The 26,415-nt window shown below is 36.0% G+C and carries 25 protein-coding genes; 14 read left to right on the top strand and 11 right to left on the bottom strand.

All coding sequences use genetic code 11. The annotated features are described in order from the left end of the window. Positions 1–234 precede the first annotated feature (234 nt). The 4 genes from DDD_RS07605 (at position 235) to DDD_RS07620 (ending at position 3,030) form a co-directional block, all read left to right on the top strand. Complete coding sequence (locus DDD_RS07605; RefSeq protein ID WP_041567023.1) at positions 235–1,113, top strand: cell division protein FtsX; 879 nt, start codon at positions 235–237, stop codon at positions 1,111–1,113. A 96-nt stretch (positions 1,114–1,209) separates the two neighbouring features. Next, entirely contained in the window at positions 1,210–1,527 is a 318-nt protein-coding gene (locus tag DDD_RS07610) for a DUF3098 domain-containing protein (protein WP_015362229.1), read from the top strand. Next, entirely contained in the window at positions 1,528–2,337 is an 810-nt protein-coding gene (locus DDD_RS07615; protein WP_015362230.1) for an undecaprenyl-diphosphate phosphatase, read from the top strand. It begins immediately after the preceding gene. A 177-nt stretch (positions 2,338–2,514) separates the two neighbouring features. Further along, positions 2,515–3,030: a DinB family protein gene (locus DDD_RS07620; RefSeq protein WP_015362231.1), complete on the top strand. Its 516-nt coding sequence runs from the start codon at positions 2,515–2,517 to the stop codon at positions 3,028–3,030. 114 nt (positions 3,031–3,144) lie between these two features. Here DDD_RS07620 and DDD_RS07625 read toward each other — a convergent pair whose 3' ends face one another. Together DDD_RS07625 and DDD_RS07630 are read right to left on the bottom strand one after the other, a co-directional pair. Then, entirely contained in the window at positions 3,145–5,211 is a 2,067-nt protein-coding gene (locus DDD_RS07625) for a M16 family metallopeptidase (RefSeq protein WP_015362232.1), read from the bottom strand. Positions 5,212–5,218: 7 nt separating this feature from the next. Continuing rightward, entirely contained in the window at positions 5,219–6,940 is a 1,722-nt protein-coding gene (locus DDD_RS07630) for an insulinase family protein (RefSeq protein ID WP_015362233.1), read from the bottom strand. A gap of 169 nt (positions 6,941–7,109) precedes the next feature. On the opposite strand from DDD_RS07630, the gene DDD_RS07635 reads away from it, so the two are divergent. The 3 genes from DDD_RS07635 (at position 7,110) to rpmA (ending at position 8,618) form a co-directional block, all read left to right on the top strand. Further along, the gene (locus DDD_RS07635; RefSeq protein ID WP_201764106.1) at positions 7,110–7,583 is read left to right on the top strand and encodes a DUF4199 domain-containing protein; all 474 of its coding nucleotides are present in this window, start codon (positions 7,110–7,112) and stop codon (positions 7,581–7,583) included. Positions 7,584–7,817: 234 nt separating this feature from the next. Continuing rightward, complete coding sequence (rplU, locus tag DDD_RS07640; protein ID WP_015362235.1) at positions 7,818–8,333, top strand: 50S ribosomal protein L21; 516 nt, start codon at positions 7,818–7,820, stop codon at positions 8,331–8,333. A 21-nt stretch (positions 8,334–8,354) separates the two neighbouring features. Continuing rightward, on the top strand, positions 8,355–8,618 hold the full coding sequence (gene rpmA, locus DDD_RS07645) for a 50S ribosomal protein L27 (protein WP_015362236.1): 264 nt from the start codon (positions 8,355–8,357) through the stop codon (positions 8,616–8,618). Positions 8,619–8,762: 144 nt separating this feature from the next. Here the strand turns inward: rpmA and DDD_RS07650 are convergent, their stop codons facing one another. From DDD_RS07650 to DDD_RS07690, 9 genes are all read right to left on the bottom strand, one after another. Then, positions 8,763–10,364, bottom strand: coding sequence for an Ig-like domain-containing protein (locus tag DDD_RS07650; RefSeq protein ID WP_015362237.1), 1,602 nt, complete (start codon positions 10,362–10,364; stop codon positions 8,763–8,765). 202 nt (positions 10,365–10,566) lie between these two features. Beyond that, positions 10,567–11,802 (bottom strand): ATP-dependent Clp protease ATP-binding subunit ClpX, encoded by a 1,236-nt coding sequence (clpX, locus tag DDD_RS07655; RefSeq protein ID WP_015362238.1) that lies wholly within the window; start codon positions 11,800–11,802, stop codon positions 10,567–10,569. 115 nt (positions 11,803–11,917) lie between these two features. Beyond that, on the bottom strand, positions 11,918–12,592 hold the full coding sequence (clpP, locus tag DDD_RS07660) for an ATP-dependent Clp endopeptidase proteolytic subunit ClpP (protein WP_015362239.1): 675 nt from the start codon (positions 12,590–12,592) through the stop codon (positions 11,918–11,920). A 183-nt stretch (positions 12,593–12,775) separates the two neighbouring features. Then, positions 12,776–14,104, bottom strand: a complete 1,329-nt coding sequence (tig, locus tag DDD_RS07665; RefSeq protein WP_015362240.1) for a trigger factor — start codon at positions 14,102–14,104, stop codon at positions 12,776–12,778. Positions 14,105–14,272: 168 nt separating this feature from the next. After that, positions 14,273–14,620: a phage holin family protein gene (locus DDD_RS07670; protein ID WP_015362241.1), complete on the bottom strand. Its 348-nt coding sequence runs from the start codon at positions 14,618–14,620 to the stop codon at positions 14,273–14,275. 78 nt (positions 14,621–14,698) lie between these two features. Continuing rightward, positions 14,699–16,300 (bottom strand): SGNH/GDSL hydrolase family protein, encoded by a 1,602-nt coding sequence (locus tag DDD_RS07675; RefSeq protein WP_015362242.1) that lies wholly within the window; start codon positions 16,298–16,300, stop codon positions 14,699–14,701. A 12-nt stretch (positions 16,301–16,312) separates the two neighbouring features. Further along, a complete protein-coding gene (locus tag DDD_RS07680; protein WP_015362243.1) occupies positions 16,313–17,569 on the bottom strand; it encodes an OmpP1/FadL family transporter in 1,257 nt (418 codons plus the stop codon). Positions 17,570–17,672: 103 nt separating this feature from the next. Further along, on the bottom strand, positions 17,673–18,434 hold the full coding sequence (locus DDD_RS07685) for an alpha/beta fold hydrolase (RefSeq protein ID WP_015362244.1): 762 nt from the start codon (positions 18,432–18,434) through the stop codon (positions 17,673–17,675). After that, positions 18,434–19,147: a pyridoxine 5'-phosphate synthase gene (locus DDD_RS07690; protein WP_015362245.1), complete on the bottom strand. Its 714-nt coding sequence runs from the start codon at positions 19,145–19,147 to the stop codon at positions 18,434–18,436. Before DDD_RS07690 ends, DDD_RS07685 begins: the two co-directional genes overlap by 1 nt. A gap of 85 nt (positions 19,148–19,232) precedes the next feature. Between DDD_RS07690 and DDD_RS07695 the strand changes: the two genes are divergently transcribed. From DDD_RS07695 to DDD_RS07725, 7 genes are all read left to right on the top strand, one after another. Continuing rightward, the gene (locus tag DDD_RS07695) at positions 19,233–19,889 is read left to right on the top strand and encodes a CBS domain-containing protein (RefSeq protein ID WP_015362246.1); all 657 of its coding nucleotides are present in this window, start codon (positions 19,233–19,235) and stop codon (positions 19,887–19,889) included. Beyond that, a complete protein-coding gene (locus DDD_RS07700; RefSeq protein WP_015362247.1) occupies positions 19,890–20,765 on the top strand; it encodes an NAD kinase in 876 nt (291 codons plus the stop codon). It begins immediately after the preceding gene. Between the two features lie 101 nt (positions 20,766–20,866). Further along, entirely contained in the window at positions 20,867–21,553 is a 687-nt protein-coding gene (gene porG / locus DDD_RS07705) for a type IX secretion system protein PorG (RefSeq protein ID WP_015362248.1), read from the top strand. 2 nt (positions 21,554–21,555) lie between these two features. After that, positions 21,556–22,290 carry an isoprenyl transferase gene (locus DDD_RS07710; RefSeq protein ID WP_015362249.1) on the top strand — a complete coding sequence of 245 codons (735 nt, stop codon included), beginning with the start codon at positions 21,556–21,558 and terminating at the stop codon, positions 22,288–22,290. Between the two features lies 1 nt (position 22,291). Continuing rightward, positions 22,292–24,871, top strand: coding sequence for an outer membrane protein assembly factor BamA (bamA, locus tag DDD_RS07715; RefSeq protein WP_015362250.1), 2,580 nt, complete (start codon positions 22,292–22,294; stop codon positions 24,869–24,871). 34 nt (positions 24,872–24,905) lie between these two features. Continuing rightward, positions 24,906–25,799 (top strand): OmpH family outer membrane protein, encoded by an 894-nt coding sequence (locus DDD_RS07720; protein WP_015362251.1) that lies wholly within the window; start codon positions 24,906–24,908, stop codon positions 25,797–25,799. 73 nt (positions 25,800–25,872) lie between these two features. Beyond that, positions 25,873–26,397: an OmpH family outer membrane protein gene (locus DDD_RS07725; protein WP_015362252.1), complete on the top strand. Its 525-nt coding sequence runs from the start codon at positions 25,873–25,875 to the stop codon at positions 26,395–26,397. The last annotated feature ends 18 nt before the right edge of the window (positions 26,398–26,415 follow it).

Raw genomic sequence — 26,415 nt, forward strand, 5'->3', positions numbered from 1 at the left:
AATTCGAATAGAAAAAACTCCTTTCCTTAGCAAAGGAAAGGTGGGCAAAAGGAGCGTTAGCGAGTTTTGGTCGGAAAGGATGGATGAAGTGCCTTTTATTACTCACGTATTTCGCCATTTTTAGAGACTAAAAACCACGTTATCACGTTTGTGAATTAAAATATATAGTAGGAATACGTTCTAGGTCTGTTACTTTGTTATTTTTGTACCACAATTCAAGTAGCTGTAAAATTTATGTCATCACAGTCCAGTTATCAAAAACGTCGTTTGTTCAGCTCCTATTTTTGGGTGGTGATCAGTTTGTTTTTGGTGTTATTTATGCTCGGTCTTCAAGGTTTTTTCTTGCTCAACAGCCAGAAACTAGCCGATTACTTCCGTGAGCAAATACCTATGTCCATCTATTTTAAAGACACGGCTAAAGAAGTAGAAATGCGCCAGCTAGAGAAAACATTGCAAATGGCAGATTATACTAAAAATGCTGTTTTTGTAAGTAGTGAAGAAGGAGCACAGCGCACTAAAGAAGATCTAGGAGAAGATTTTGTAGCTAAGTTAGATGGATTTAATCCTATTCCTAATTCTATAGATGTACGTTTGATAGCAAAATTTGTAACAGCAACCGAAATCCAACAAATTGCCGATGATCTTGCCGCAAAAGATTTTGTGCAAGAAGTAAGTTATGATAAACCGCTAGTTTCTTTATTAAATGAGAATGTAAAACGCATCTCTTTCTGGATGTTGATCGTTTCAGGAATTTTTGTGTTGATTGCTTTTTTACTAATCAACAGTTCTATACGATTAAGTGTTTATGCCAAAAGATTCACCATTAAGACCATGCAAATGGTAGGAGCGACCAAAGGTTTTATACGTAAACCATTTATCATGACCAGCATCAAACTAGGTGTGATTGCTGCGATTCTTGCTTTAGGATTGCTTGCTGTTGTAGTTTATTATGCAAATGATATAGTTCCAGAATTAGAGATTTTAAAGAACTATGAAATGTTAGGGATTTTATTTGTTGGGGTTTTGGTTTTTGGAATATTGATAAGTTTGATCAGTACATTTTTTGCCACTTCACGTTATTTAAACTTGAAGACAGACCAGTTGTATTATTAAGATCGCATCAAGAGAATAGAAACAAGTGACAATAACTATTATTGAGAAAGGCAATAACCGATTCCGCATCGAGTGCGGAATGACAACCATATTATCATGAAAAAAGGAGCTAAAAAGGAATCACAGAACAAAGCTGGTACATCTGCTCATAACGTAGAACAAGTAGCAGAGGAAGAAAACATAAAACCAAGCTTTGAATTTATTTTCAAAAAGAAAAATTACATCTGGATGGTGATAGGCTTAGTTGTTATTGCTTTAGGATTTGCTCTTATGGCTGGCGGCGGTAGTGAAGACCCTGCAGTATTTAATGAAGATATATTTTCATGGAGAAGAATACGGTTAGCTCCTATGCTAGTTTTAGCTGGCTTTGGAATCGAAATGTACGCGATTTTATTAAATCCAGATAAGAAATAAATGGAAACAATAGACGCTATCATTTTAGGAGTTATTCAGGGTTTAACTGAATTTTTACCTGTTTCTTCAAGTGGTCACATTGAGCTAGGTAAAGCTGTTTTAGGAACAGATTTAGGTAACAAAGAGGAAAATTTGCTTTTCACCGTTGTAGTTCATTTTGCAACCGCTTTAAGTACCATTATTGTTTTTAGAAAAGATATTTTAAAACTTTTAAAAGGTTTGTTCTCATTTAAATGGAATGATGAAACACAATTTACGGCTAAAATAGTTTTGTCCATGATTCCAGCAGTAATCGTAGGACTATTGTTTGAAGAACAATTAGAAAAACTATTTGAAGGCCAAATTATTCTAGTAGGTTTTATGCTTATTATTACTGGACTGCTCTTATTTCTTGCAGGAAGAGCAAAAAGAACTGAAAAAGGAGTCAGCTGGAAAGATGCCTTGATCATAGGTGTGTCACAAGCTGTTGCTATGCTTCCTGGAATTTCAAGAAGTGGTGCAACTATTTCTACATCAGTATTATTAGGTAACGATAGGGCAAAAGCGGCTCGTTTTTCTTTCTTAATGGTAGTTCCTTTAATCTTTGGTAAGATCGCAAAAGATATGCTAGATGTGGTAAAAGGCGATACAGTTATTGACAATGTATCAATGACACCTTTAATTGCAGGTTTTTTAGCGGCTTTTATAGTAGGTCTACTTGCTTGTACTTGGATGATTTCACTCGTGCGTAAGGCAAAGCTTCATTACTTTTCTTATTACTGTTTTGCGATAGGAATTGTTGCTATTGTTGCTGGTGTGATGGGATCTTAGCCTATCTTACGTTTTCTTCGGCGGAGAAGAACCCCTTGCGAGGCTTGGTTGGATTTATTAGTTTAAATGATGTTCAATTAAATTTTCAAACCTTTCCGATCTAATTTTGCTCATCTATTCGTTCTGAATATGGTAGATTATTTAATTCCCTACTTTTGATGATCTAAAAATACGATCATGCAAAAACTACTTTTATTCTGCATTTTACTTTCTATCTCTACAACTATGGCGCAACAAACGACTTTTAAAGGTGCATTTTTAGAGAAATGGAACAACTCTCGTGATTATATATTAGAAGTTGCAGAGGCAATGCCAGAGGAGTATTATGATTACAAACCTACTCCTAAGCAAATGTCATTTAAAGAACAACTGATCCATATTCAAGGAAACATCATGTGGCTTGATCGTTCTTACTTTTCACAAGAACAGGTAACTGGCGAGCCTAAAGATTATAATCTTCTAGATAAAGCAGCGTTGATACAGTCTTTAAAAAACACCTTTGATGATGCATATCGCAGTATCGATCAAACCCAAGAAAGCGATTTGAAAGAAACAGTAAAGTTTTTTGCAGGACCCAAGTCCAAGCTGCAAATAATGAATTTAATGCAAGATCATGTGTCGCACCATCGCGGGCAGTTGCTTGTTTACCTCAACCTTAAAGGCATCACGCCACCTGGTTATAGCGGCTGGTAGCAACAGAGTTTATTTCATAAAAAACGGCTTCTAGAAATAGAAGCCGTTTTAGGTATTATTGATTTTAGATAAGTACGCTTTCGCGAAAGCGTGCTACTCATCCATCAACTGAATTTATTGAAAATCTGCGTCTGTTGTAGAATTTACTTCTACTTTCTGAACTGTAAACCCTAGATCTCTACCCATCATGTTAATGCCTATAGTCATAGGAAACATTACTCCGCTAGTTTCTTTATAATCACTATACTTCATTAAGGTGCTTGTTTTCTGTCCTCTCATATCTTTAGAGGCAGATTCTTGAGCAACTAACAATCCAGTGTTAACGTCATAGAAGGTTTTCTTATCGTCTGACCACTTGATAACGTACACTTGGTTTTCACCCATCATCTCAGCACCTGCAAGGGTTGCTTTTTCTGGTGAATAAAGCTCTGGAAAATACATTGCTTCTTCCATTACCATAGCAGCGTCTTCTCCTTCTAAGACTTGACTACCAGCCATACCGCTAACACTTGCTTTACCATTTGAGTATAACTGCTTTGACAATACGTTTCCACCCATTTTCATAGTCATATTCATTTTATCGCCTTTTGCACGTTTAACATCCATAATAAGCTCTCCTTGCGGTGCTGTATAAACAGCAAAATAAGAAGTAGAGTTAAGGTTGCTTACTGCTTCTTTTCCTCCTATAGCTTTAATGTAATTATCAAAAACCGTCTGAGCAGTTAATCCTGCAGGAATTTCAATGGTAGAAGGGCGCTCTGTTTCATTAGCATCTTTATCATAAAACTTAATCGGTACGGTCTTACCGTTGATCTTCATTTTTTCTAAAGGTTCTAAGATGTCTCCAGCTTTCCCTACTAAAACGATACGCAATTGGTCTGGATTCAAGTATTTATTTGCTACTCGCTTCACATCTTCTTTAGTTACTTTATCAATGTTTGCAATAAAGTCTTTGTAGAAGTCTTTGTCAAGATCATTCTTTTCTATGGTGATTGCTCGTCTTGCAACAACAGCTTTATCTTCAGATTGCATGATAAAGTTACCTAAGTATTTTGCCTTTGCAGTAGCAAGCATTTCGTCTTCCACATATTCGTTTCTGATTCGGGCCAATTCTTTAAAAGTCTCAACCACAGCGCTATCAGTTACTTCGTTACGTACTTTAGCTGTAGCTTGGAATGTTCCCATGTAGTTTCTTCCTGTTCCTATATTAGAACGAGCACCATAAGTATAGCCATTCTCTTCACGTAGGTTCATGTTTAAATAAGAACCAAAAGAGCCTCCAAATACATAGTTTGCAACAAGAACCGCGTGATAGTCTTCGTCACTCATTTTTAATGGTGAAAGGCTCATTACTGCTAGCTCTGTTTGTACTGCATTAGGGACATCAATAAGATTGATTTGAGTCTCGCTTACATCTGCAAGAGAAGGCAGGTTAGGCTTAGGAGCCATTCCTTCTTTCCAATCTCCGAAATATTCCTTTACTAATTTCTTTGCTTCTTTTTTCTCAATGTCTCCAGTGATTACCAAGTAACCGTTAGACGGCTTGAAATAGTCTGAATAGAATTTCTTAACATCATCAAGTGTAATTGCATTATACGACTCTTCTGTTGCAAATTCACCAGCTGGGTGATCTTTTCCGTAAACTAAAGCTCCTCTTACTTTTCCAGCAATTGCAGCTGCACTGTTTTCACCAGTTTTTAATCCTTCAATAGCTTGAGATCTTTCAAAATCCAACTCCTTTTGTGTGAAGTTAGGTTTAAAAGCAGCTTCAGCAAACAAGGCAAAAATATCTTCTTTATATTTAGAAAGTCCGCCAGCAAATCCACCGCCTACTCCTACGAAGATGTTAGCTCCTAAGAAATCTACTTTCTCGTTGAACTCTTCCTTTGGAGTTTCAGTAGATCCTTTGCCGATTAATGCTCCAGTTAAAGACTGTACTCCTGCAATATTACCTTCGTAAATAGGTGGGTTATTTAAATCAAGGTTCATGTTAATTGTAGGTAACTTTTTATCTGTTACTACAAGAACTTGAAGACCATTCTTTAATTCAAAGGTATATGGTTTTCCTAATTTAATTTCTGGTGTAGGACCAGACTCAGGCATTACCGATCGATCAATTTGTGCAATAGCAGTTACTCCAGTTAGGAACAGTGCCATTAAAAATATGAGTTGTTTTTTCATCTTAATATTATTTTTTGGTGATGGTAAATTCAGTTCTTCTAGACTGCTCGTATTCTTCATCAGAGCATTCTTTACTTTCACAATCTACAACTGGATTGTCTTCTCCACGACCTACAGCTTTAATTCTGTTAGCATCAATTCCTTTTGCAATAATGTAACTTCTTACAGCGTCAGCACGTTTTTGAGATAAGGTCTTGTTGTAAGCGTCGCTTCCTCTCGTATCTGTATAAGTTTCAGCAAGAATTTCCATAGAAACATTCTTGATCATCATATTTGCGATACGGTCTAATTCTTTACTTGCACTTTCAGTAATCACAGCTTTATCATTGTCAAAGTAAATTTTGTTGATCTGTAATTTATTGTCAACGACTTTTACTTCTTCCATTGCATCTTTCATTTCTTCTTCAGTAGGAGCAGTACCAGCTAGATAATCTAACTCTAATCTTTGATTAGGCTTCAAGTATTGATTTGCAACTCGCTTGATATCTTCACGAGTAATACTTCTGTAAATATCAAGTTCTTTGTTGATCAAGCTCGTGTCTCCCATTAACATGTTGTAACGTGCTAATGAAGCTGCGATTCCTTCTACTCTTGAGTTAGAGCTTACGTATTGTGCTTCAAAATTGTTTTGTAGTTTTTGATATTCTCTTTCTGAGATCAATTCTGTTTGAAGTTTTACGATTTCTTCATCCATAACTTCAGCAAGCTTGCTTAATGCTACATCTCCTTTTGCAAGAGCTCCCATGGTGTATGTTCCATAATCTTGATTAGATTGTCCAAAGGCTAGCACCTGTAATGCAATTTGCTCTTCATCAACCATTCTAACTTGCATTCTTGAACTAGCTCCACCAGTAAGTACTGCAGAAATGTAATCAATTACATAAGCATCACGATCTATAGATTTAGGTGTTATATAAGAAAATATCTTTACAGGAATCTGAATATTTGCATCGTATTCCGTTGCATATCTTGTTTCAGTAATAGGGTCTTCTTTGATTACTTTGCGCTCGTTTCTAGGAGCTTTATTAGGAATAGGGCCAAAATAATCTTCGATCATTTTTTTAGTTTCCTTAATATCAATGTCTCCAGCTACCACTAGAGTAGCATTGTTAGGATTGTAATATTTATCATTAAACGCTTGAAACTCATCTAGCTTTGCAGCATTTAAGTCTTCCATGGATCCTATAACACTTTGACCGTATGGGTGTTTCTTAAAAAGGTGTTTATCAATTCCCGTTCTATAGATAATAGCTCCATAAGGTGCGTTGTCAATACGCTGGCGCTTTTCTTCTTTTACCACTTCATTTTGAGTGTCTACGCCTACTTGTTCAATTTTAGGGTGTAACATGCGCTCACTTTCCATCCATAATCCCATTTCTAGATTGTTAGAAGGAAAAGTTTCATAATAATAAGTACGGTCTTGAGTCGTGTTTGCATTATTGCTTCCACCGTTTGCACTTACGATATCAAACCACTTACCGCGCTCAATATTTTCAGTACCTTCAAATAACAGGTGTTCAAAAAAGTGAGCAAATCCTGTTCTTCCAGGTTCTTCATCTTTTGCACCTACTTGGTACATTACAGCTGTTGTAACAACTGGTGCGCCGTTCTCTTGATGTAAAATAACATGTAAACCATTATCTAAATCATACTCGGTATATTCTACCTCTTGAGAAAAGCCAGTAGCAGTTGCAAACGCAACCATAAGGCTTAATACAATTTTTTTCATTTTGATTATTTTTTAGTTTCTTATGGAGTTAGTGTCTTTTCTATATGATATGTTACATAAAATACAAAGACTTCACAAAAATAAACGGTCTTATCAATCATACCGTTAAAGTAAAATCAAAATACTTTATATTATGCTTTAATTATAGCATCTTAGTAAAAAACTTATAATGAAAACTACACATACCATAAAATATTCTTTACTAATGGGAATAGGATTAATTGTTTATTTCCTAATTATCAACTCCTTTGGACTTGCTGCACAAAGCTATTTAAGCTTTTTCAATGCGATAATCGTAGGTGTAGGAATATTTTTTGTGATTAGAGATGTTTACAGAAATCAATCCCAATTTAAATATATGGATGGATTTGTTGCTGGGGTAACTTCAGGATTTATTGCTACCTTAATTTTCACCGTTTTTATGGCGATTTATCTGTTTGAAATTAATCCAGAATTAGCACAAGAACTAAAAACGCAAATTACTACCGCTGGAAACGGAATTGAGTTTGCTTTAATTTTATTTATTTTCCTTTCAGGGTTTGCGACATCAATTGTGACACCGTTAGTGATTTTACCTTTATATAAAAGATCATGGAACACTAGTGAGGTGAGAAATAAACAAAAACCTCTCATCCAGAGATAGTATATTTAACTTATTATAATCCCGCTTTCGCGAAAGCGAAATTGATATTAGAAACCTCAAAGAACTTCAATTTCTTTGAGGTTTTATTATTCTACGACTTCATGAAGGTAAATACATTTAAAGCTCAGTAAAATAATGACCAATAAATTTCTTTTATAATTTGTTGATAACTTTGCTAGTTAAGGGAATAGAGGTATATTTGCAGCCCGAAATTAATCACATTAATCAACAATTATGTACGCAATCGTAGAGATAGCAGGGCAACAATTCAAGATCGAGAAAGATCAAAAGTTGTTTGTACATCGTTTACAAGAGGATGAAGGTGCGTCAATTAACATTGACAAAGTTCTTCTTTTAGGAAATGGTGACAACATCACACTCGGCGCCCCAGCTATAGAAGGAGCATTTGCAGAAGCAAAAGTTCTGGGACACCTTAAAGGTGACAAAGTAATCGTTTTTAAGAAAAAACGTAGAAAAGGATACCGTAAGAAAAACGGTCACCGTCAGTATTTAACTCAAATTCAAATTTCTAGCATTTCTGCATCAGGAGGAAAGAAATCTGAATCTAAAAAGGCTGCTGCTCCTAAAAAGGAAGAAAAGCCAGTAGAGAAAGAAGTAGAAGCAAAAGAAGCTAATACTGATTTATCTAAGCACACGGTTGCAGAGTTGAAAGAACTAGCAAAAGAAAGAGGACTTGAAGGATATTCAGCACTTAAGAAAGCTGAACTTATCGAGTTGTTAAGTAAATAATAACCTTAAAAACAGAACAAGATGGCTCATAAAAAAGGAGTAGGTAGTTCGAAAAACGGAAGAGAATCAGAATCGAAACGCTTAGGTGTTAAGATCTTTGGTGGACAAGCTGCAATAGCTGGTAACATCTTAATCCGTCAGCGTGGTATGACTCACCATCCAGGTGAAAATGTATATGCTGGTAAGGACTTTACATTACATGCAAAAGTAGACGGACTAGTGAAGTTTACTAAAAAGAGAAATAATAGATCTTACGTATCTATCGTTCCTGTAGCTGAGGCTTAAGAACTATTTCTTTAAAACATATAAATCCCAAATCGATTTCTATCGGTTTGGGATTTTTGTTTACCATAAATTAAGTGTTTCTATTTCAATTAGAAATAGTTCTAATCCATTTAAGAGGCGATGCTTTTAAAGATTAGTATAGCATCACAAATTAAAAGTGTAATTCCTATCCCAGTTGGCCTGTAGTTGTACTACTTCTGGGAAGTATTCTACCTTTTCAGGCTGCCTGTTTTCTAAAAAGTTACCAGCGTCATACTTTCCATTTCCATTTGTATCATATACTATTCTCAAATAATAATCTCCTGGATCTAAATAAAAGAAGTCATAGGTTTCATTCTTTGTGACTGACTGCTCTGCAACGACACTTAAATCTTTTTTGACAACTTGAATGATGATCGGAAAAGAAGTGCCGCCGTTTAATTTTACACTTATGTTTCCTAAAGTGTTAGTTTTTTTAGTCGCATAATCATAGTTTAATGTATCAGTATTAAGTGCTCCATAAAAATCTGTAACTGCTCCAGGGAATAAGGTCATTTTATAGCGTTGATCTTCTTCTCGATCAAAGTCAAATATGACTTTGTTATTTAAACTGTCAAGTACGGTTGTAAATGCTACTGAAGTACTGTCTTTTTTTATAAGGGTGATTAATTTATCATTAATAGAAACAACTGGAGTAGAGGTAGAAATGCTCGCTGGAGTACGTAATGAAAAAGCAGCTTCTTTCTTTACGGTCAAGCTATCCTTTTCCATTTCTTTGAGTCGTACATTAAATTCTTCCGGCTTTTCATTATTAAGCTGTGCGATCATGATGATAGAATCTTCCTTTATCGCTGGACGGTACCAATATTGTAGTGTGTCTTTTTTCTCTAATTTAGTTATCCTGCTCTTTTCAATAAGTGAGGCATCAAAAGGGGTTACTTGAAGACTGTCTACGTTACCAGTATATGCTAAATATAGTCGGGAAGCAGCTTGCTGAGTAATTTTTTTGATTTCAGAATCAGCTTCTTGTTGATACATTCTGATTTCGTATTGTTGATCAGTAGGGATGATAATGTCTTCAGATATAAAACCGATTTTATCCCTGTTGGGATCAAAACGCAAGTCGCTATTTTCTTCTTTAAGCGCCACCATTTTATAAGTTCCTTCTTTAAGGTTTTCCATAGTAAATGTAGTAAGGCTGTCTAAGGTGTTCAACACATATCGAGGCGCTTCTTTATAAATGATGCTGTCTGTATATTCTTCATTGATTTCATAAAGCATGACGCTTATAAAATCGTCGGTTTCAAAATCTAGCGCGTCTGTAACTTTGCCTTTTAAGGTTAATGAATCGATCACTTCACCAGTACTAAAAACATACTTGAAAAATGGATAAGGATTAGTCTCATTATTATCTACAATACTTTCCCCAAAATTGAGGACATACGTAGTGTTGTCTTGTAAAGTGTCCGTAATTTCTATAGTAATTTTTTTAGACGGACTTCCTTGAGGGGAAATTATAGGGCGCGACTTTAAAGGTGGAGAGATGACCAGTTGTTTTTGTAAGTCATTTAATTTTACAAACTCGTCAAACTCGATCTCTATGATCTGTTTCTTGAAATTTCTAGTATAATTGTCAGGAAATATCCTCAAAATAACTGGCGGCTCTTCATCTACAGGACCACCAGTAGGTGAGCCTCTTTTAGCGCATTGAATTAAGGTCAATGCAATACATAAAGCTATAGTTATATATAATAAGTTCTTTTTCATCTGTTGATTTAACGGTTGCAATTTAAGATGATTGTTTCAAATTGATATATTAATTGGATTAGTTTATAAAAAACCAATTGGAAAATGGTGTATTAATCATTGGAAGTGAATTATCAATATTGCTACACTATAATAAAGGCAAAAAGAATCCCTGCAAAGTGTTTTGCAAGGATTGATATAATGGTTTATTCTCTGATGTCAATTAACTCACCGCTTTAAGCTTTTGAATAGCGCTCTTATTTAATTTAGAAGCGGCATACTCTGCAGTAACGACCAGTTCTTTGTCATTTCCACCAGGCATGTCAAACATCGCATCAGTTAAAATGGCTTCACATAACGAGCGTAAACCACGAGCTCCTAGTTTGTACTCAATCGCTTTTTCTACGATATAAGTAAGTGCCTCGTCGGTAATAGTGAACGCTATGTCGTCCATATCAAACAGTTTTTGATACTGTTTAATAATAGCATTTTTAGGCTCTGTAAGTATGGCTCTTAGAGTTCCTGCATCGAGAGGATTCATGTAAGTTAATACAGGTAAACGACCTATTATTTCAGGAATCATCCCAAAGTCTTTTACGTCTTTAGGAATAATGTACTGAAGTAAGTTGTCTTTTTGAACGACTCCATCGTTAGACATACTGGCACTAAAACCTACTGCTTGCATGTTTAACCTTTTACGTATTACTTTTTCAATACCGTCAAAAGCTCCACCAGCAATAAACAAGATGTTCTCTGTATTTACTTCAATAAACTTTTGATCAGGATGCTTACGACCACCTTTGGGCGGCACATTTACAACGGTTCCTTCTAATAATTTAAGTAAACCTTGCTGTACACCTTCTCCAGACACGTCTCTTGTGATAGATGGATTATCGCTTTTACGAGCGATTTTATCTACCTCATCTATAAAAACGATTCCTGTTTGCGCTTTTTCTAGGTTATAGTCTGCGGCTTGTAGCAATCTGGTAAGAATACTTTCCACATCTTCTCCTACATAACCAGCCTCTGTAAGAACGGTAGCGTCTACTATTGCAAGCGGTACGTTTAACATTCTCGCAATGGTTTTTGCGATGAGTGTTTTTCCTGTTCCCGTTTGCCCTACCATCATGATGTTAGATTTTTGAATCTCAACATCATCATCGGTATCTTTTTGAAGCAGTCTTTTGTAGTGATTGTACACGGCAACTGACATTACCTTTTTTGTAAACTCTTGACCTATGATATATTCATCAAGAAAAGCCTTTATTGCTTTAGGCTTTTTAAGGTCTAATTCTTCTTTAGAAACTCCAGCTTTATCAACGTTTGTATCTTCCAGCACAATACCATGTGCTTGCTCTATACAACGATCACAAATATGTGCGTCTAGTCCTGCGATAAGCAAATTAGTCTCTGCTTTATTGCGGCCACAAAAGCTACATTCTAGTTGTTCTTTACTCATATCTTTGTTTTGATGTCCAAGTGAACACCGATTAAAGTAGGTAGTATTCTTAATTGTTAGAATTTACTACTTTTATTTGTTGTGTTTCCGCTTTCGCGAAAGCGAGATCATTATATTAATCTCTTCTCAATACTTCATCAATCATTCCGTACTCCTTAGCCTCGTCTGCCTTCATCCAGTAATCACGATCAGAATCTGCATAGACTTTATCATAAGTTTGTTTAGAATGCTTTGCAATGATGGTATATAATTCTTCTCTAAGCTTCACTACCTCGCGAGCGGTAATTTCTATATCGCTTGCCTGACCTTGCGCTCCACTAGAAACTTGATGTATCATGACACGACTATGAGGTAAAGCACTACGTTTACCATCTGCTCCAGCACATAATAAAACTGCGCCCATACTTGCAGCCATACCGGTACAAATAGTTGCAACGTCTGGTTTGATAAACTGCATCGTATCGTAGATGCCTAGTCCTGCGTAAACGCTACCACCTGGCGAATTGATATATATCTGAATGTCTTTATTAGCATCTGCACTTTCTAGAAAGAGCAACTGCGCTTGTATAATGTTTGCTACTTGATCATTTACTCCAGTTCCCATAAAAATGATGCGATCCATCATTAAACGAGAGAAAACATCCATAGCAAGAACATTCATCTGGCGTTCTTCTATGATGTTAGGAGTCAAGTTAGTTGGGTACATGCTACCCATTATTTTATCGTAATACATGGAGTTTACTCCTTGATCTTTTACGGCAAATTTTTCAAATTCTTTAGCTATATCCATTTGGTAATATTACTTTTTATTGATCTAAAAAGGCGTTAACTAATTGATAAAAAAGTCAACGCCTAAAGATAGCCTATACTTATTCCTTCCCAAAGGGAAGAACATTTTAAAACTGCGAGATGCAATTTTTAGATTTATTATCTATTGTTGCAATAACACAATCAATAGAATGAGGTCATTATTTTAAGCGTCGTAAGCTTCTTTAATGAACTCTTCATAGGTTAATTCTTTCTTTTTAAGCTTTGCGTTTTCTTTGAAAAACTTCAACATTTTTTCATTTTGAAGTTGCTCGCTCATACGCTTTACTTCCTCTTGGTTGCTCATGATACGAGCAACTACTTGATCTACTTCTTCATCAGTAGCGTCAGTATGACCGTATTGTGCCATTTGTGCTTTGATCATGGTGCGGGAATAGTCTTGAAGGTCTTCAAATTTAAGTTGAAGGTCTTCATTATTCTTAACGATATTAGATTCTATCAACTGGTAACGCAACCCTTTTTCAGAGCGCTCGTATTCTGCAGCAGCTTCTTCTTCGGTTAATTCGTTTTCACCATTGTTTGCGATCCATTTTTTAAGGAAATCGGCAGGTAAATCAAATTTTGTGTTTTCAATTAAAGATTCTGTAACGTCAGTTAGAAGTTTTTGATCAGTTTGCTGTGCAAATTGCTTTCCAGCATCTTCACGCAACTTTTCTTTAAGTTCTTCTTCACTATTTACGGCTCCTGGACCGAATAGTTTATCGTAAAACTCTTGATTAAGCTCTGCTTTCTCACGTTCATTTACTTCAGTAATTTCAAACTGAACAGAAACGTTAAGATCTTTGGCTTTATCGTGCTCAATTTTCAGGCTGCTAGCAAGATCGTGGTCTTCGTTAAAAAGGCCTTTAGTTTTAAGTTCTAAAGTGTCTCCTACTTTAGCACCTACAAACTTCTTTAAGTTAGACTTTCCTTTGATCTTAGAGGTTGAGAAGGTAGCATCTACATTGATTTCTTCTTCATCATTTCTAAAAACACCAGTAACTTCGTCACCTTCTGCAACTTCTTTCTTTGCGATCAGTTTACCATAGTTCTCACGTATGCGATCTATTTGATCGTTGATGGTTTTATCATCTGTTTTAATCTCGTATTGAGTAATGGCTTTTTTACCTTTTACATCAACTTCAAAATCTGGTGCAAGACCTATTTCAAATTCAAAAATAAAATCATCTTTTCCCCAGTCTATTTCTTCTTGAGCTTTAGGCAATGGATTTCCAAGTAGGTTCAAGTCCTCTTCTGTAATATAGGAGTTGAGTTTTTCTTGGATCATTTTATTGATCTCTTCTACTAATACTGGAGTACGGTATTTTTTACGAATAAGACTAGCTGGAATGTGTCCTTTTCTAAAACCTGGAATATTTGCTGTCTTGCGGTAGTCTGCTAAGATCTTATCTACTTTTTCTTGATAATCTTCTTTTGTGATTTCAAGTGTAAGAGTCGCGTTAAGCGCGTCAATGTCAGTACGTTTAATGTTCATTGAAAGACTTTTAATTACTTTTAAAATTGGCTTGCAAAATTAGTCTTTATTTGCTTGCTATCAAAGTGATTAAAGGCTGTTCCTTTTTGAGTCGTTTATTGTTATAATTTGATTGTGATGTTGAAGATAGTTTCTGGTTTTGAGTCCATTTAAAAGTTAATCCTTAATTTATCGTTCTTCCTTATCTAGCATCTTGAAAAGTACCGATCTTGCAAATGCCAAGAGCAATGAAAATATTAAGGCCCAGAAAAAGCTATTCACATCAAATCCAGATACTAACCAGTCTGCCATATAAAGAATGATGACATTTATAACGAGAAGGAATAATCCTAGAGTAACTATTGTGATTGGGAACGTGAGCACAACCAAAATAGGCCTCACTATAAAATTAAGTATAGATAATGATAAGGCTACTAAGATTGCGTTTACGTAATTAGAAGTTTCAATCCCTGGTAAGATTTCAGAAAGTCCCATTACAAGAGCTGCTGTAATAAGTAATTTGATTATAAATTTCATCGCGACGATTTTATGTAAAAATAAAAAAATCTGCTATAGATAACTCCATAGCAGATTTAATATTGAATTAGTTCTTAATTATTGAACTTGATCACTCAATTGAATGGTAGAGTATGCTCCTATATCTACCGTAGGAAGTGTAGAACCATATTTACTATTAATAGCTTCAATGATCACATTTGCAGTAAAGGCATAACCTCTAGCTGTAGGGTGAACACCATCAAGAGAAAAACCACCACCAGTAGCGTAAGTAGAAGTTAAAACTCCACCGTTGAATGGCACACCAGTTGATGCAACTTCTGCTAGAGCACTACGTGCATCTACAAAGGCAAGATCGTTTGCTATTGCAAGTGCTTCGATTGTAGAGTTGTAAGCTGTTTGAGCAGCGCTTATTCTGTTTTGCTCATCTGGAGTAAGAACCCATCTGTCTTCTAAAGGGAAAGTTACACCATTTACAGAAAGTTGTCCAGCTGTTGCAGCATCTAATCCAGCTCCTGTTAGTTGTGCAAAACGAGTAGCGTTTAGTTCACCTATAACTGTTTGACTTGTAAAAGTTAAAAGATCATTTGCATTAGCTTGTCTTGCCTGACCAAACTGCTGTCCAAATAAAGTTGCAGTAGGTGCAGGAACTCCACCACCTATAAGAACCTGTGTCAGTTGAGCAGATAAATCAGTTAAAGATTCATCTCTAATAACTACTGCGCTTGCGCCAGTACTTGAAAATGTGATAGCTCTTTCTGGAACACCTAAGAATGCAAAAGCTTGATTTAATGGAGCAAATTGTGCGTTTAATGCAGGTATTTGTGGACCAAAAGATGGATTTGCAGGACTTAACGGAGCAAAAGGAACTGTTGTAAAAAACGGAATAGAAGTTACATCAGGAATGTTAACTAATGCACCTTTGGCGCCATTAGCAGTAAGCCCAGCAACTAGTTGTTGATATACACCACCGAAAACATTGTTGTTTGTAATACTATTATTTCCTTGAGTGGCAGGATTTACATTTCCTGTCTCATTGTTATCTACACCATCGCCACCATTAGTAGCATATCCTAAAATATCGTTATTACCTATCCATAAAGTAAAGAACGATCCATCAGCGGCAGCAGCATCACCTATTACTGTTGAAGATTCTGAGCTAGAAAAACGAGCATAATAAGGGTTTGCACTACCTACTGCTACTCCTGCAAGAGAACCATAATTAGGCGCAGCAAGGTGAAATACTCGTGCACCTGGGACTCCAAAATTATTTAAAGGTCCAGTTACTTTATTTGTAATATCAGTTGTAGGTGCTGCACCTGTAAAAACAGCAGGTCCTGCAGGGTTACCCATGCCGTCTGAAGCCAATACAAATTTGTTAGGCAAAATTTGAACACCAGCAGCTAGCAAGCCACCTGTATTGTCATTTACTAACGGTTGATTGAATTCTCCGCCTCCAGCAAGTTGCATTTGACCTGCAATAATGTTTGGGTATGAATTTAACTGCCCGTCTAAATATAGAGCACCATCAGCATAACCAGCAGTTAGCGAGTTTCCAACAGTAACATATTTAGTAAAGTCTGCTTCTCCAGAGGTGTAAACTCCACCATCTTCTATTGAATTCTCAAACTCTTCGTCACAACTCACTACGGCAACACTTGCCAGAAAGAGAGCTATTAATTTTATATTTAATTTTTTCATCTTTTTAATTTTTTACATGCTATAAGTTAGACCTAATCCGGCAATAAATGCTGACGACTTGTAAGTTCCTTCAAAAGGAGCAGCCACAGGAGAACCTGTATCAAAGTAAAAGTCATAAGATTCTGTTACTTCTTGGAACTGTAAGAAAAGTAATGAACCATCTATAGATAACTTAGGAGTTACTAAATATGATAAACCAAATGTATATCCGTCAGAATCGTTACGAGGAGTTTCTGGCGCAAAATAGCCTGATTGTACTGGAGACTCATCAAAGTAATAACCAGCTCTCACCGTTAATTTATCAGTTGCCGCATATTGAGCTCCAAATCTATAAGTAGAAGCATCTTTATAGTTTCTAGGATTAATAGAAGTTGCGCCATTTCCGAATTCTAGATCAAGACTGTTGTACTCACTCCATAAAGCTCTGTTGTAATCAAAAGCAAGAAGTAATTTATCATCTAGTAGTTTGTAACTAACACCTAAGGTAAGTTCAGCAGGAAGAGGCAATGTTGCTGTAAAACTTGTTTGACCATTAGAAGGAGTTAGTGAGCTATTAGGAAAATTAGAAAAAGTTGCTGTTCCTTCAGTACTTTCAATATCAATTAAAGAACGGTAGTTAAATCCTAAGGTAAACTTATCTGTAGGCGTAAACATTATTCCTGCACTCCATCCCCATGCGGTTACACCAGAATCTTCAATGCCTATATTAGAACGATTACCTTCCTCATCAGTAAGTGTCCTACTGGCGTTTCTATTAAAAGAAACACCTCCTATAGCAAGGATAGGTCCACCACCTATACTAACACTATCAAATAATTGATAAGATAAAGTAGGCTGTATAAAGATAGCACTCAATTCGATCTCGTTTACTAAGTGTGAACCAGACCAGTCTGTAGGCCAGGTTACATTACTTCCATAAGGTGTGTAAACACCTAAACCAACTGCAAAATCCTCAGTTACTTTGTACGTAGCATATAAATAAACAGGTGTTCCTGTCGGGCTGTCTGTTTCAGAAAAAGTTCCGAAGTCTTCATTTTGAAATTTTACATCAGAAAAAACACCAAATCCTCCTGCACTTATGTTCAATTTATTTTCTAAATGAACGATTCCAGCTGGGTTGAAGAATAGGATGTCTGCACTGTTAACAACGGCAACACCAGTGTGTCCCATAGCTAATTGCTTGTTACTTTGTGTACTAACACGATAACCACCAGCATATGCAAATGTAGAAATCAAACAGAGCACAACAAAAACTTTTATTTTATTCATAATCAAGGTTTTGAGGTATATATAAGGTTTATATGCGTCAAATTTAATATTTAATTCATATTACGCAAGCGTTTTCGTTATTATTATGCTTGCATAACAACTGTTATTTTATGAAATTCGTAACAATTGTTAAAAATTCTTGAGGTTTCTCTGCATGAAGCCAGTGTCCAGCACCTTCAATGGTTTTTAATTCCGCTTTCGCGAAAGCGTGCTCAATAACCATTAAATCGTTATCTAAAATATATCCAGAATTGCCGCCTCTTATGAAAAGAGTAGGAGTAGTGATTTGGTTTTCAATTTTTTGATGTGTTCCTACTCGATCTTGAGCGTCACCAAGAACTTTTAAATTGAACCTCCATCCATACTTCTTTTTATCTACTCGGTATAAGCTTTTTAATAAAAACTGACGTGTGCCAAAATCTGGAATCACTTTTTCTAGCATTTCATCGGCATCATTGCGAGAAGAGACTTGATCAAAATTAATACTACGTAAACCATTTATAATGTCACTGTGGTGTGGTGCGTACTCTTTAGGGGCAATGTCTGCAATGATTAGCTTTTCTAGATAGGAACTGTAGAGACTCGCAAATTGCATCGCTACTTTCCCACCCATACTATGGCCTAAAAGGACGATATTTTCTAATTGATGTGCATCGCAATATTCTTTTATATCTTGAGCCATGATTGCATAATCAAACGTATCACTGTGAAGGCTACGACCATGATTGCGCTGGTCTATAAGGTGCACTTGGAAGTCCATTTCACTCCATTTGCGCCCTAAGGTTTTCCAATTGTCTGCCATTCCTAGAAATCCGTGAAGGATGAGAAAAGGTTGTCCTTCTCCTAAAATAATTGAATGTAGCATTACACTAATTTTGCTTTATACATATTAACAACGTTTTCTAAACCTAGGTACAAACTCTCTGATATCAATGCATGACCTATAGAGACTTCTAATAAGTTAGGTATTTGCTTATTAAAATATTGAATGTTTTCTAGTGATAGATCGTGCCCAGCGTTGATCCCTAAACCTAACTCGTTTGCTTTTTGGGCAGCAAGAATATAAGGTTGTATTGCGGCTTCTTTATCGCTGCTGTAATTGCTAGCAAAATCTTCGGTATATAATTCAATACGATCTACACCTGTTTTTGCAGCGCCTTCAATTATCGCTATAACTGGATCAACAAATATACTAGTGCGTATACCTTGATCTTTAAAATGTTTAACGATGTCAGAAAGGAAATCTTTGTGCTTTAAAGTATCCCAGCCTGCATTAGAAGTAAGTGCATCTGGCCCATCAGGCACTAAGGTTACCTGAGCGGGCTTCACTTCGTCTACAAGTTTGATAAAACTTTCAATAGGGTTTCCTTCTATATTAAGTTCGGTTTGTACTACCTTTTTAAGGTCTCTTGCATCTTGATATTTGATGTGACGTTCGTCAGGCCTAGGATGAATGGTAATACCTTGAGCACCGAATCTTTCTAAATCTATCGCAACCTTTAAAAGATTAGGAACATCGCCACCTCTAGAATTACGTAGGGTAGCTATTTTGTTGACATTTACACTTAAAATCGCCATAATATCTTTTTATTTTCAAAAATACGAAGGAATTCAACAGAGGCATAAGTCAAGAATTGATTAATTTGCAATAAAAATTGCATTCATGAATATTCATCAGTTCATTATTAATGATGTAGAGCCTTTAGTCATTTCATCTCAAATATCGAGAGCTCAAGAAATTTTCTCTCAGCTCACTTATTCTCATCTACCTATTGTAGAAGACGATATCTACGTAGGATGTCTTTCAGAAAATGATGCTCATTGCTTTGAGTCCGATCAAGTTTTAGAAACAGTTAAGTATTCTTACAACTCCTTTTTTGTAAAGGAGAATACGCACTGGTTAGATGTATTAGAAGCTTTTGCGCAGCATCAAAGTAATATTATGCCAGTTTTAAGTCAGGATAATAAATATCTAGGTTATTACGAGCTTAAAGATATTATGGAGTTGTTCAATGACGCTCCTTTTATGTATGAATCTGGAGCTGTTGTTGTGGTTCAAAAAGGGAATACAGATTATAGTTTTAGTGAAATAGCTCAAATTGTGGAGTCTAACGATTCTAAAATGTTTGGTTGTTTTATAAGTGCTCATAAAGATCATTTAACTGAGATAACCCTTAAGCTTAGTCCACAAAACTTAAATGGAGTGCTGCAAACTTTTAGAAGGTACAGCTATGAAATTGTAAGCGCAGCAGAAGAAGATTCCTATTTGGATACCTTAAAAGAACGCTCTGACTATTTGAATAAATACTTAAACATATAGATGAAAAAGATCGCTATTTATGGGCAGTATTTGCACGATGATACGGTTAATACTTGTAAAGAGTTAATTCATTTGCTCCAAAAAAAAGGATGCGAGACACTTATAGAATCTAGTTTTCATGAGTTGTTGAAGGAAGAGAACATTGCTATGCAATTAAAATCTTTTCATACATTAGATAAATCTTATGATTTACTCATCAGTCTAGGCGGTGATGGAACTGTTCTCAGAGCTGTAGCTTACATCGGTAAAGTGAATATACCTGTTATAGGAATCAATACCGGCAGGCTAGGATTTCTCGCTACGTTAAATAAAGATAAACTTACAGAAGCTATTGATGCGTTATATAAGGGTTCTTATACTCTTAGCAAACGTAGCTTGATTACGCTCAGTTCTTCGGTTGGAGAGCATCATAACTCGCCGCATAACTTTGCTCTTAACGAGGTGACAGTAAGCAGGATGAATACAACAAGTATGATTCAGATTGAGACACGACTCAATAATGAACTGTTAACTAGTTATTGGGCAGATGGATTAATAATTTCTACACCTACCGGTTCTACTGGTTATAGTTTAAGTTGTGGTGGTCCTGTTATATCTCCAGATACTACAGCATTTGTTATTACACCTATTGCTCCACATAACCTCAATGCAAGACCACTTGTAATACCAGATCATACTGAAATAATAATCAAAGTAAGTGGTAGGGAAGAGGAGTTTCTTACTTCCTTAGATAATCGTATTGCATCCTATCCTAATGAAACTATTCTCACTCTTAAAAAAGCAGATTTCACTATTGATCTCGTAGAGCTGCAAGGTCAGAGTTTTATTAAAACCATAAGAGAAAAACTTCTTTGGGGAGAAGATAAACGCAATTAAACAATAAAATCAGCCTTTACTTGTTTTCAATACTACAATCGAGCATGTAAACCTCATGCTGGGTAAAGAGAATTGTTATATTTGCACGTTTTAAAATTTCCATGCGGTCATTATTTATTTTATTAGTTTTTTTAAGTTTCGCTTTCGCGAAAGCGCAAACCTATGAAGTAGGAATCTTTGCTGGTACATCTAATGTAATAGGAGATGTAGGTAGTACTCAATATATACAGTTTAAGGATATGGCCGTAGGCGGTATTTTTAAATGGAATCGCAGTACGAGGCATAGTTTTAGAGCCAGTATTATCGCGGCAAACATGGTAGGAGATGATAACGATAGTGACGATATTTCTAGAGACCTAAGAGGATTAAAGTATAATTACTCCTTAATAGAGGCGAGCTTAGGGATAGAATATACTTTTTGGGATTGGGATTTGTACTCAGGAAGACCTCAGTTTGTGCCTTATTTGTATACTGGCTTAACAGGTTTTAGTTATAGTTCGTTTGCACTAAATAACACAAATGAGTTGGAAGAGTATGATAATTCCATCGATATTGCGATCCCAATAGTTTTTGGTATAAAGGCAAATATCACACCTAAACTGATTCTCGCTGCTGAGGTAGGTGCACGATATACTTTTACCGATAATTTAGATGGAAGTAATCCAGACGGCGATATGGATTTTGACAGTTTGAGATTTGGTAATATTAATAACAATGACTGGTACATGTTTAGTGGCGTTACACTTACTTATACCTTTGGTCGTAAGCCTTGTTATTGTAATTTTTAAATATGGCAAAAGAACTACTTGACCTTAAAAAAATACCGAAACATATTGCCATCATTATGGACGGTAATGGTAGATGGGCTAAGAAGCAAGGGTTGATGAGAGTGCGCGGTCATGAAAAAGGTGCAAAAGCAATACGTCAAACAGTCAAGGTTTGTGCGGATTTAGGAGTAGAGCACATTACTCTTTATGCTTTCAGTACAGAAAACTGGAAAAGACCCAAGCTAGAGATAGATACTTTAATGAGAATACTGGTTTCTAGTCTCAGGAAAGAACTTCCTACTTTAGAAGAAAATAATGTTTCGCTTAAAGCAATAGGTAGATTAGATCTGCTACCTAAAAAAGCACAACGAGAACTTGCAGAGGTAATAGAGCTTACAAAGGATAATGATCGCATGAATCTTACGCTTGCATTAAGTTATGGCTCAAGAGAAGAATTAATCACAGTAATTAAACAAGTAGCGAGTCAGGTAAAAGACGGCTCACTAGAAATAGACCAAATTGATACTGACATAATTAATAAACATTTGTATACGAGTTATATGCCAGATGTTGATTTGTTAATACGTACAAGTGGAGAACAAAGGATAAGTAATTTTCTTTTATGGCAAATTGCTTATGCCGAATTATATTTTACAGAAGTGCTATGGCCAGACTTCAGAAAAGAACATCTGATGGAAGCCATACATAATTATCAAGATAGAGAAAGAAGGTTTGGTAAAACAAGTGAACAATTATAGAATGACAAAAAAGTTAGCAAACGCGCTGCTATTTATATTGTGTTTAGGTTTAAGCACATCCATTAAAGCCCAAGATAATCAAGGTGATCTAGCAATAGGTGACGCTACTAAATATAAAATAGGAGAGATAACCGTAACTGGTAGTCAAACCTATAATGAAAATACAGTGATTGCATTTACTGGCTTGCGTAAGGGAGAAGAAGTTTTTGTTCCTGGAGAGCGCTTGAGCCAAGTAGTAAAGAAAATGTGGGACTTAAAACTCTTTAGTGATATTAGGATTTTTGCCACTGAGATCATCGGTGATCCAGATGACGATATTATTGATACCATTAATTTAGAGATCAATATCATTGAAGTACCCAACCTTAATAATGTAACTATAGAAGGTCTACGCAAAGGGCAAATCAAAACTCTTAAGGAAGAGTTGAAGCTTACCAAAGGTAGAAAAGCTACTGAAAACCTGATAACTACCACTAGATCATTTATTGAGGATAAATACCGCAATAAAGGATTTCTTTATGCAGATGCTAAGGTAAAAACAAGAGTGATTCCCGATACAACAGGTGCTAATATCGTTAACATGAAGATCGATATTGACCGTGGTAAAAAAGTCAAAATATCAGATATCACCTTCGATGGAAATGAAAAACTTTCTGATAAACAATTGCGAGGTGCTATGTCAAATACTAAGAAGAAAAATATCTTTAGAGTATTTAAAAGATCTAAATACGTAGAGGAAGATTTTCAAGAAGACTTAGAGTCTGTTGTTGATGCTTATAAAGAAAACGGTTACCGTGACGCTCGTGTGTTATCAGATACTTTAATTAAGGAAAGCGATAAAACCATTGCGTTAAACATTGATGTTGAAGAAGGAAGAAAATATTACTTTGGTGATATTAAATTTATCGGTAACACCGTTTATACAGACGAGCAATTAAAAAGACTCTTCAAAATAGAAAAAGGAGATGTTTATAATGGAGTTGCATTTGATGAACGTATCAGCAATCCTGAAGATCCAGATTCTGATGATTTAACTAACTTATATCAAAACAGTGGTTACTTATTTTCAAATGTAAATGCTGTAGAGACTCGTGTGCAAAATGACACTATTGATTTTGAAATCAGAATTGTAGAAGGGAAAGAGGCATATTTCAACAATATAAGTGTAAGTGGTAATACAAGAACAAACGATCACGTGATTTACAGAGCTATCAGAACCTCTCCAGGAGAAAGATATTCCAGACAGAAAATCATTAATTCAATTCGTGAGGTAGGTCAATTAGGATTTTTTGATGCTCAAAAGATCAATCCGCAGTTGACTAATGTAAACCAAGAAGAAGGAACGGTAGATGTAGATTACGAACTTGTAGAAGCAGGTGCCAGCCAGATAGAGCTACAAGGTGGTTATGGTGGTGGAGGATTTGTCGGTACATTAGGACTGCGATTCAACAACTTCTCTTTACGTAACATTTTTAATGGAGAAGCTTATGAGCCAGTCCCTATGGGAGATGGGCAAACTCTAGCCATACGTGCGCAGGCAAGTACTATTTTTAGAACCTATAGCTTGAACTTTACAGAGCCGTGGTTAGGAGGTAAAAAACCGGTATCGTTTAACGTATCTTTTTCTCACAGTGAACAATTTCGTGTGAACCAGCAAAACTTTAGAGAAGTAGATAGAAATCAGCGTTTTCTAATTACTGGTGGAACAATCGGACTAGCAAAAAGATTAGAATGGCCAGATCAATACTTTCAGTTTTCTCAAGCGATTTCATTTCAGCATTATAACTTGAAAAACTTTCAAAGTCAATTATTTAACTTCCCTAATGGTTTTTCTAACAACTTAGCATATACCGTAGGTTTGAGTCGTAACAACGTAGGTGTCAACCCTATTTTCCCTACTTATGGTTCTTCATTTTCGATTACCGCTAAAATGACCTTGCCGTACTCTTTATGGAATGGAGTAGACTATGAGAATATAGAAGATAATCCAGATTTTCAAACTAATGGTGTTGCAGACTTAGGAAAGATTGATCAAGAGCGATTTAGATTTCTAGAATTTTATAAGGTCAAGTTTGAAGGAACTTGGTACACGCAGCTGTATGATAAATTAATCCTTCAAACTAAATCTGAATTTGGATTCTTAGGAGCCTATAATAACGATCGAGGTCTTGTGCCATTTGAGCGTTTCTTCGTAGGAGGTGATGGGTTAGGAGCATTTTCTTTGGATGGTCGTGATATTATTAGAATGAGAGGATATGATAACAGTGCATTAACAACTAGTGGAGATGGAGATACCGTATACAATAAGTTCTCTATGGAATTACGTTATCCTATTTCATTAGAGCAAGCGGCATCTATTTATGTACTTACATTTGCAGAGGCTGCAGGATCTTATGATCGATTCAGAAATTATAACCCATTTGACGTTCAGCGATCTGCTGGAGCAGGAATGCGTATATTTATGCCAGCCTTTGGATTATTAGGGGTAGATTTTGGGTATGGATTTGATGCAGTACCTAACGCGGCTACAACAGATCCTAGTGGCTGGAATGTTCACTTTATAATCGGTCAGCAGTTTTAATTATGGCATGATTATTTCAATAAACAATAAGCTTATGAAAAATAAGATTTTAATTTTAAGCATAGTAGCTGTTTTTAGTTTCGCTTTCGCGAAAGCGCAAAGAGGAATAAGAGTAGCTTACATAGATATGGAGTACATTCTTGAGAGTGTGCCAGAATATCAAGAGGCTTCAAAACAACTCGATCAAAAAATGCAAAAATGGAAGCAGGAGATCGACCAGATGGCAAACGAGATTTCTCAAATGAAGGCAGCGCTTCAAAATGAAAAAGTATTGCTTACAAAGGAGCTTATTGAAGAAAAAGAAGAGGATATCGCTCTTAAGCAGCAAGAGCTGGCCGAATACCAGCAAAAAAGATTCGGTGCTCAAGGGGACTTCTTGTTACAAAAGCAACAGTTGATCCAGCCTGTCCAAGATCAGGTTTTTAATGAAATACAAAAGATAGGTAGTCAGAAGAAATACGATTACGTCGTAGACAGTTCAGAAATGGCAATGCTTTATAGTGCTGAGCGTCATGACATCAGTGATCAAGTTCTAAGAGCAATAGGTAGAACAGGAAAACAAAAATCTAGAGAACGCAAACAAGCCGAAAAAGATGGAGTAGCCGAAAAAGATGAGCCATATTTATCTGTAGTGGAAGCTGAAGAGAAAGAAGCTAAGGAACAAGCCAAAGAAGATAAGAAAGAAGAAATACAACAGGCTATTTCAGAACGTGATGCTGCTCGTAATGAGGCAAAGAGAAAGAGAGACTCGGCAAGAGCAGCAAAGGCTGCTGCTTACAAAGAGCGTAGAGATAAGTTAATGGCAGACCGTAAGCGTAAAAAGGACAGCATACAAGCGGTAAGAGATGCAGCAAGAGAAAAAAGAAAAGCCGAGATAGAAGCTAAGAAAGCTGCACGCGAGAAGAAGAATGATCCAGACGGAGAATGATATAGGAACTTCTTATATTTGCAGCCCTCAAAAAATAAAAAGAAGAATAAAATTGATTATAATTAAAAATAAAATGAAACAAGTAAAAACCCTAATAGCAGCATTTACATTCATTATAGCAGGAGTCCAGATGGGCTTTGCACAAGATGCGCAACCTACAAAAGTATGTCACGTAGCTTCTCAAGAGCTTGTGGAATCTATGCCTAGTGCTATCGCTGCAGACAAGCAGTTGAGAAACCTAGCAAAAACTTATGAAACTAAGTTAACCGCTATGGACAAAGAACTTAAGACTAGATATCAGACAGCACAAGAGGCAGCTCCTAATAGAAGTCAAGAAGAAAATGAAAGAGTACTTGCTGAGCTTGCAGAAGGTCAAAAGAAATTAGAAGAGTACTACCAAAACTCTCAAAAGGCAATGGGTCAAAAAAGAACAGACCTTTTAAAGCCATTATACAAGCAAGTAAGAGAGTCTATCTTTAAAGTTGCTCGTGCAAAAGGCTTTGACTACGTTCTTGATTCTACTACAGGAACAGGAATCATCATGGCAGATGGTTATGACCTAACTAATGATGTAAAAGCAGATTTAGGTATCAAGTAATAGCTTACACCTTATAAA

This window comes from Nonlabens dokdonensis DSW-6 (assembly GCF_000332115.1).
In the GTDB taxonomy this organism is placed as follows: domain Bacteria; phylum Bacteroidota; class Bacteroidia; order Flavobacteriales; family Flavobacteriaceae; genus Nonlabens; species Nonlabens dokdonensis.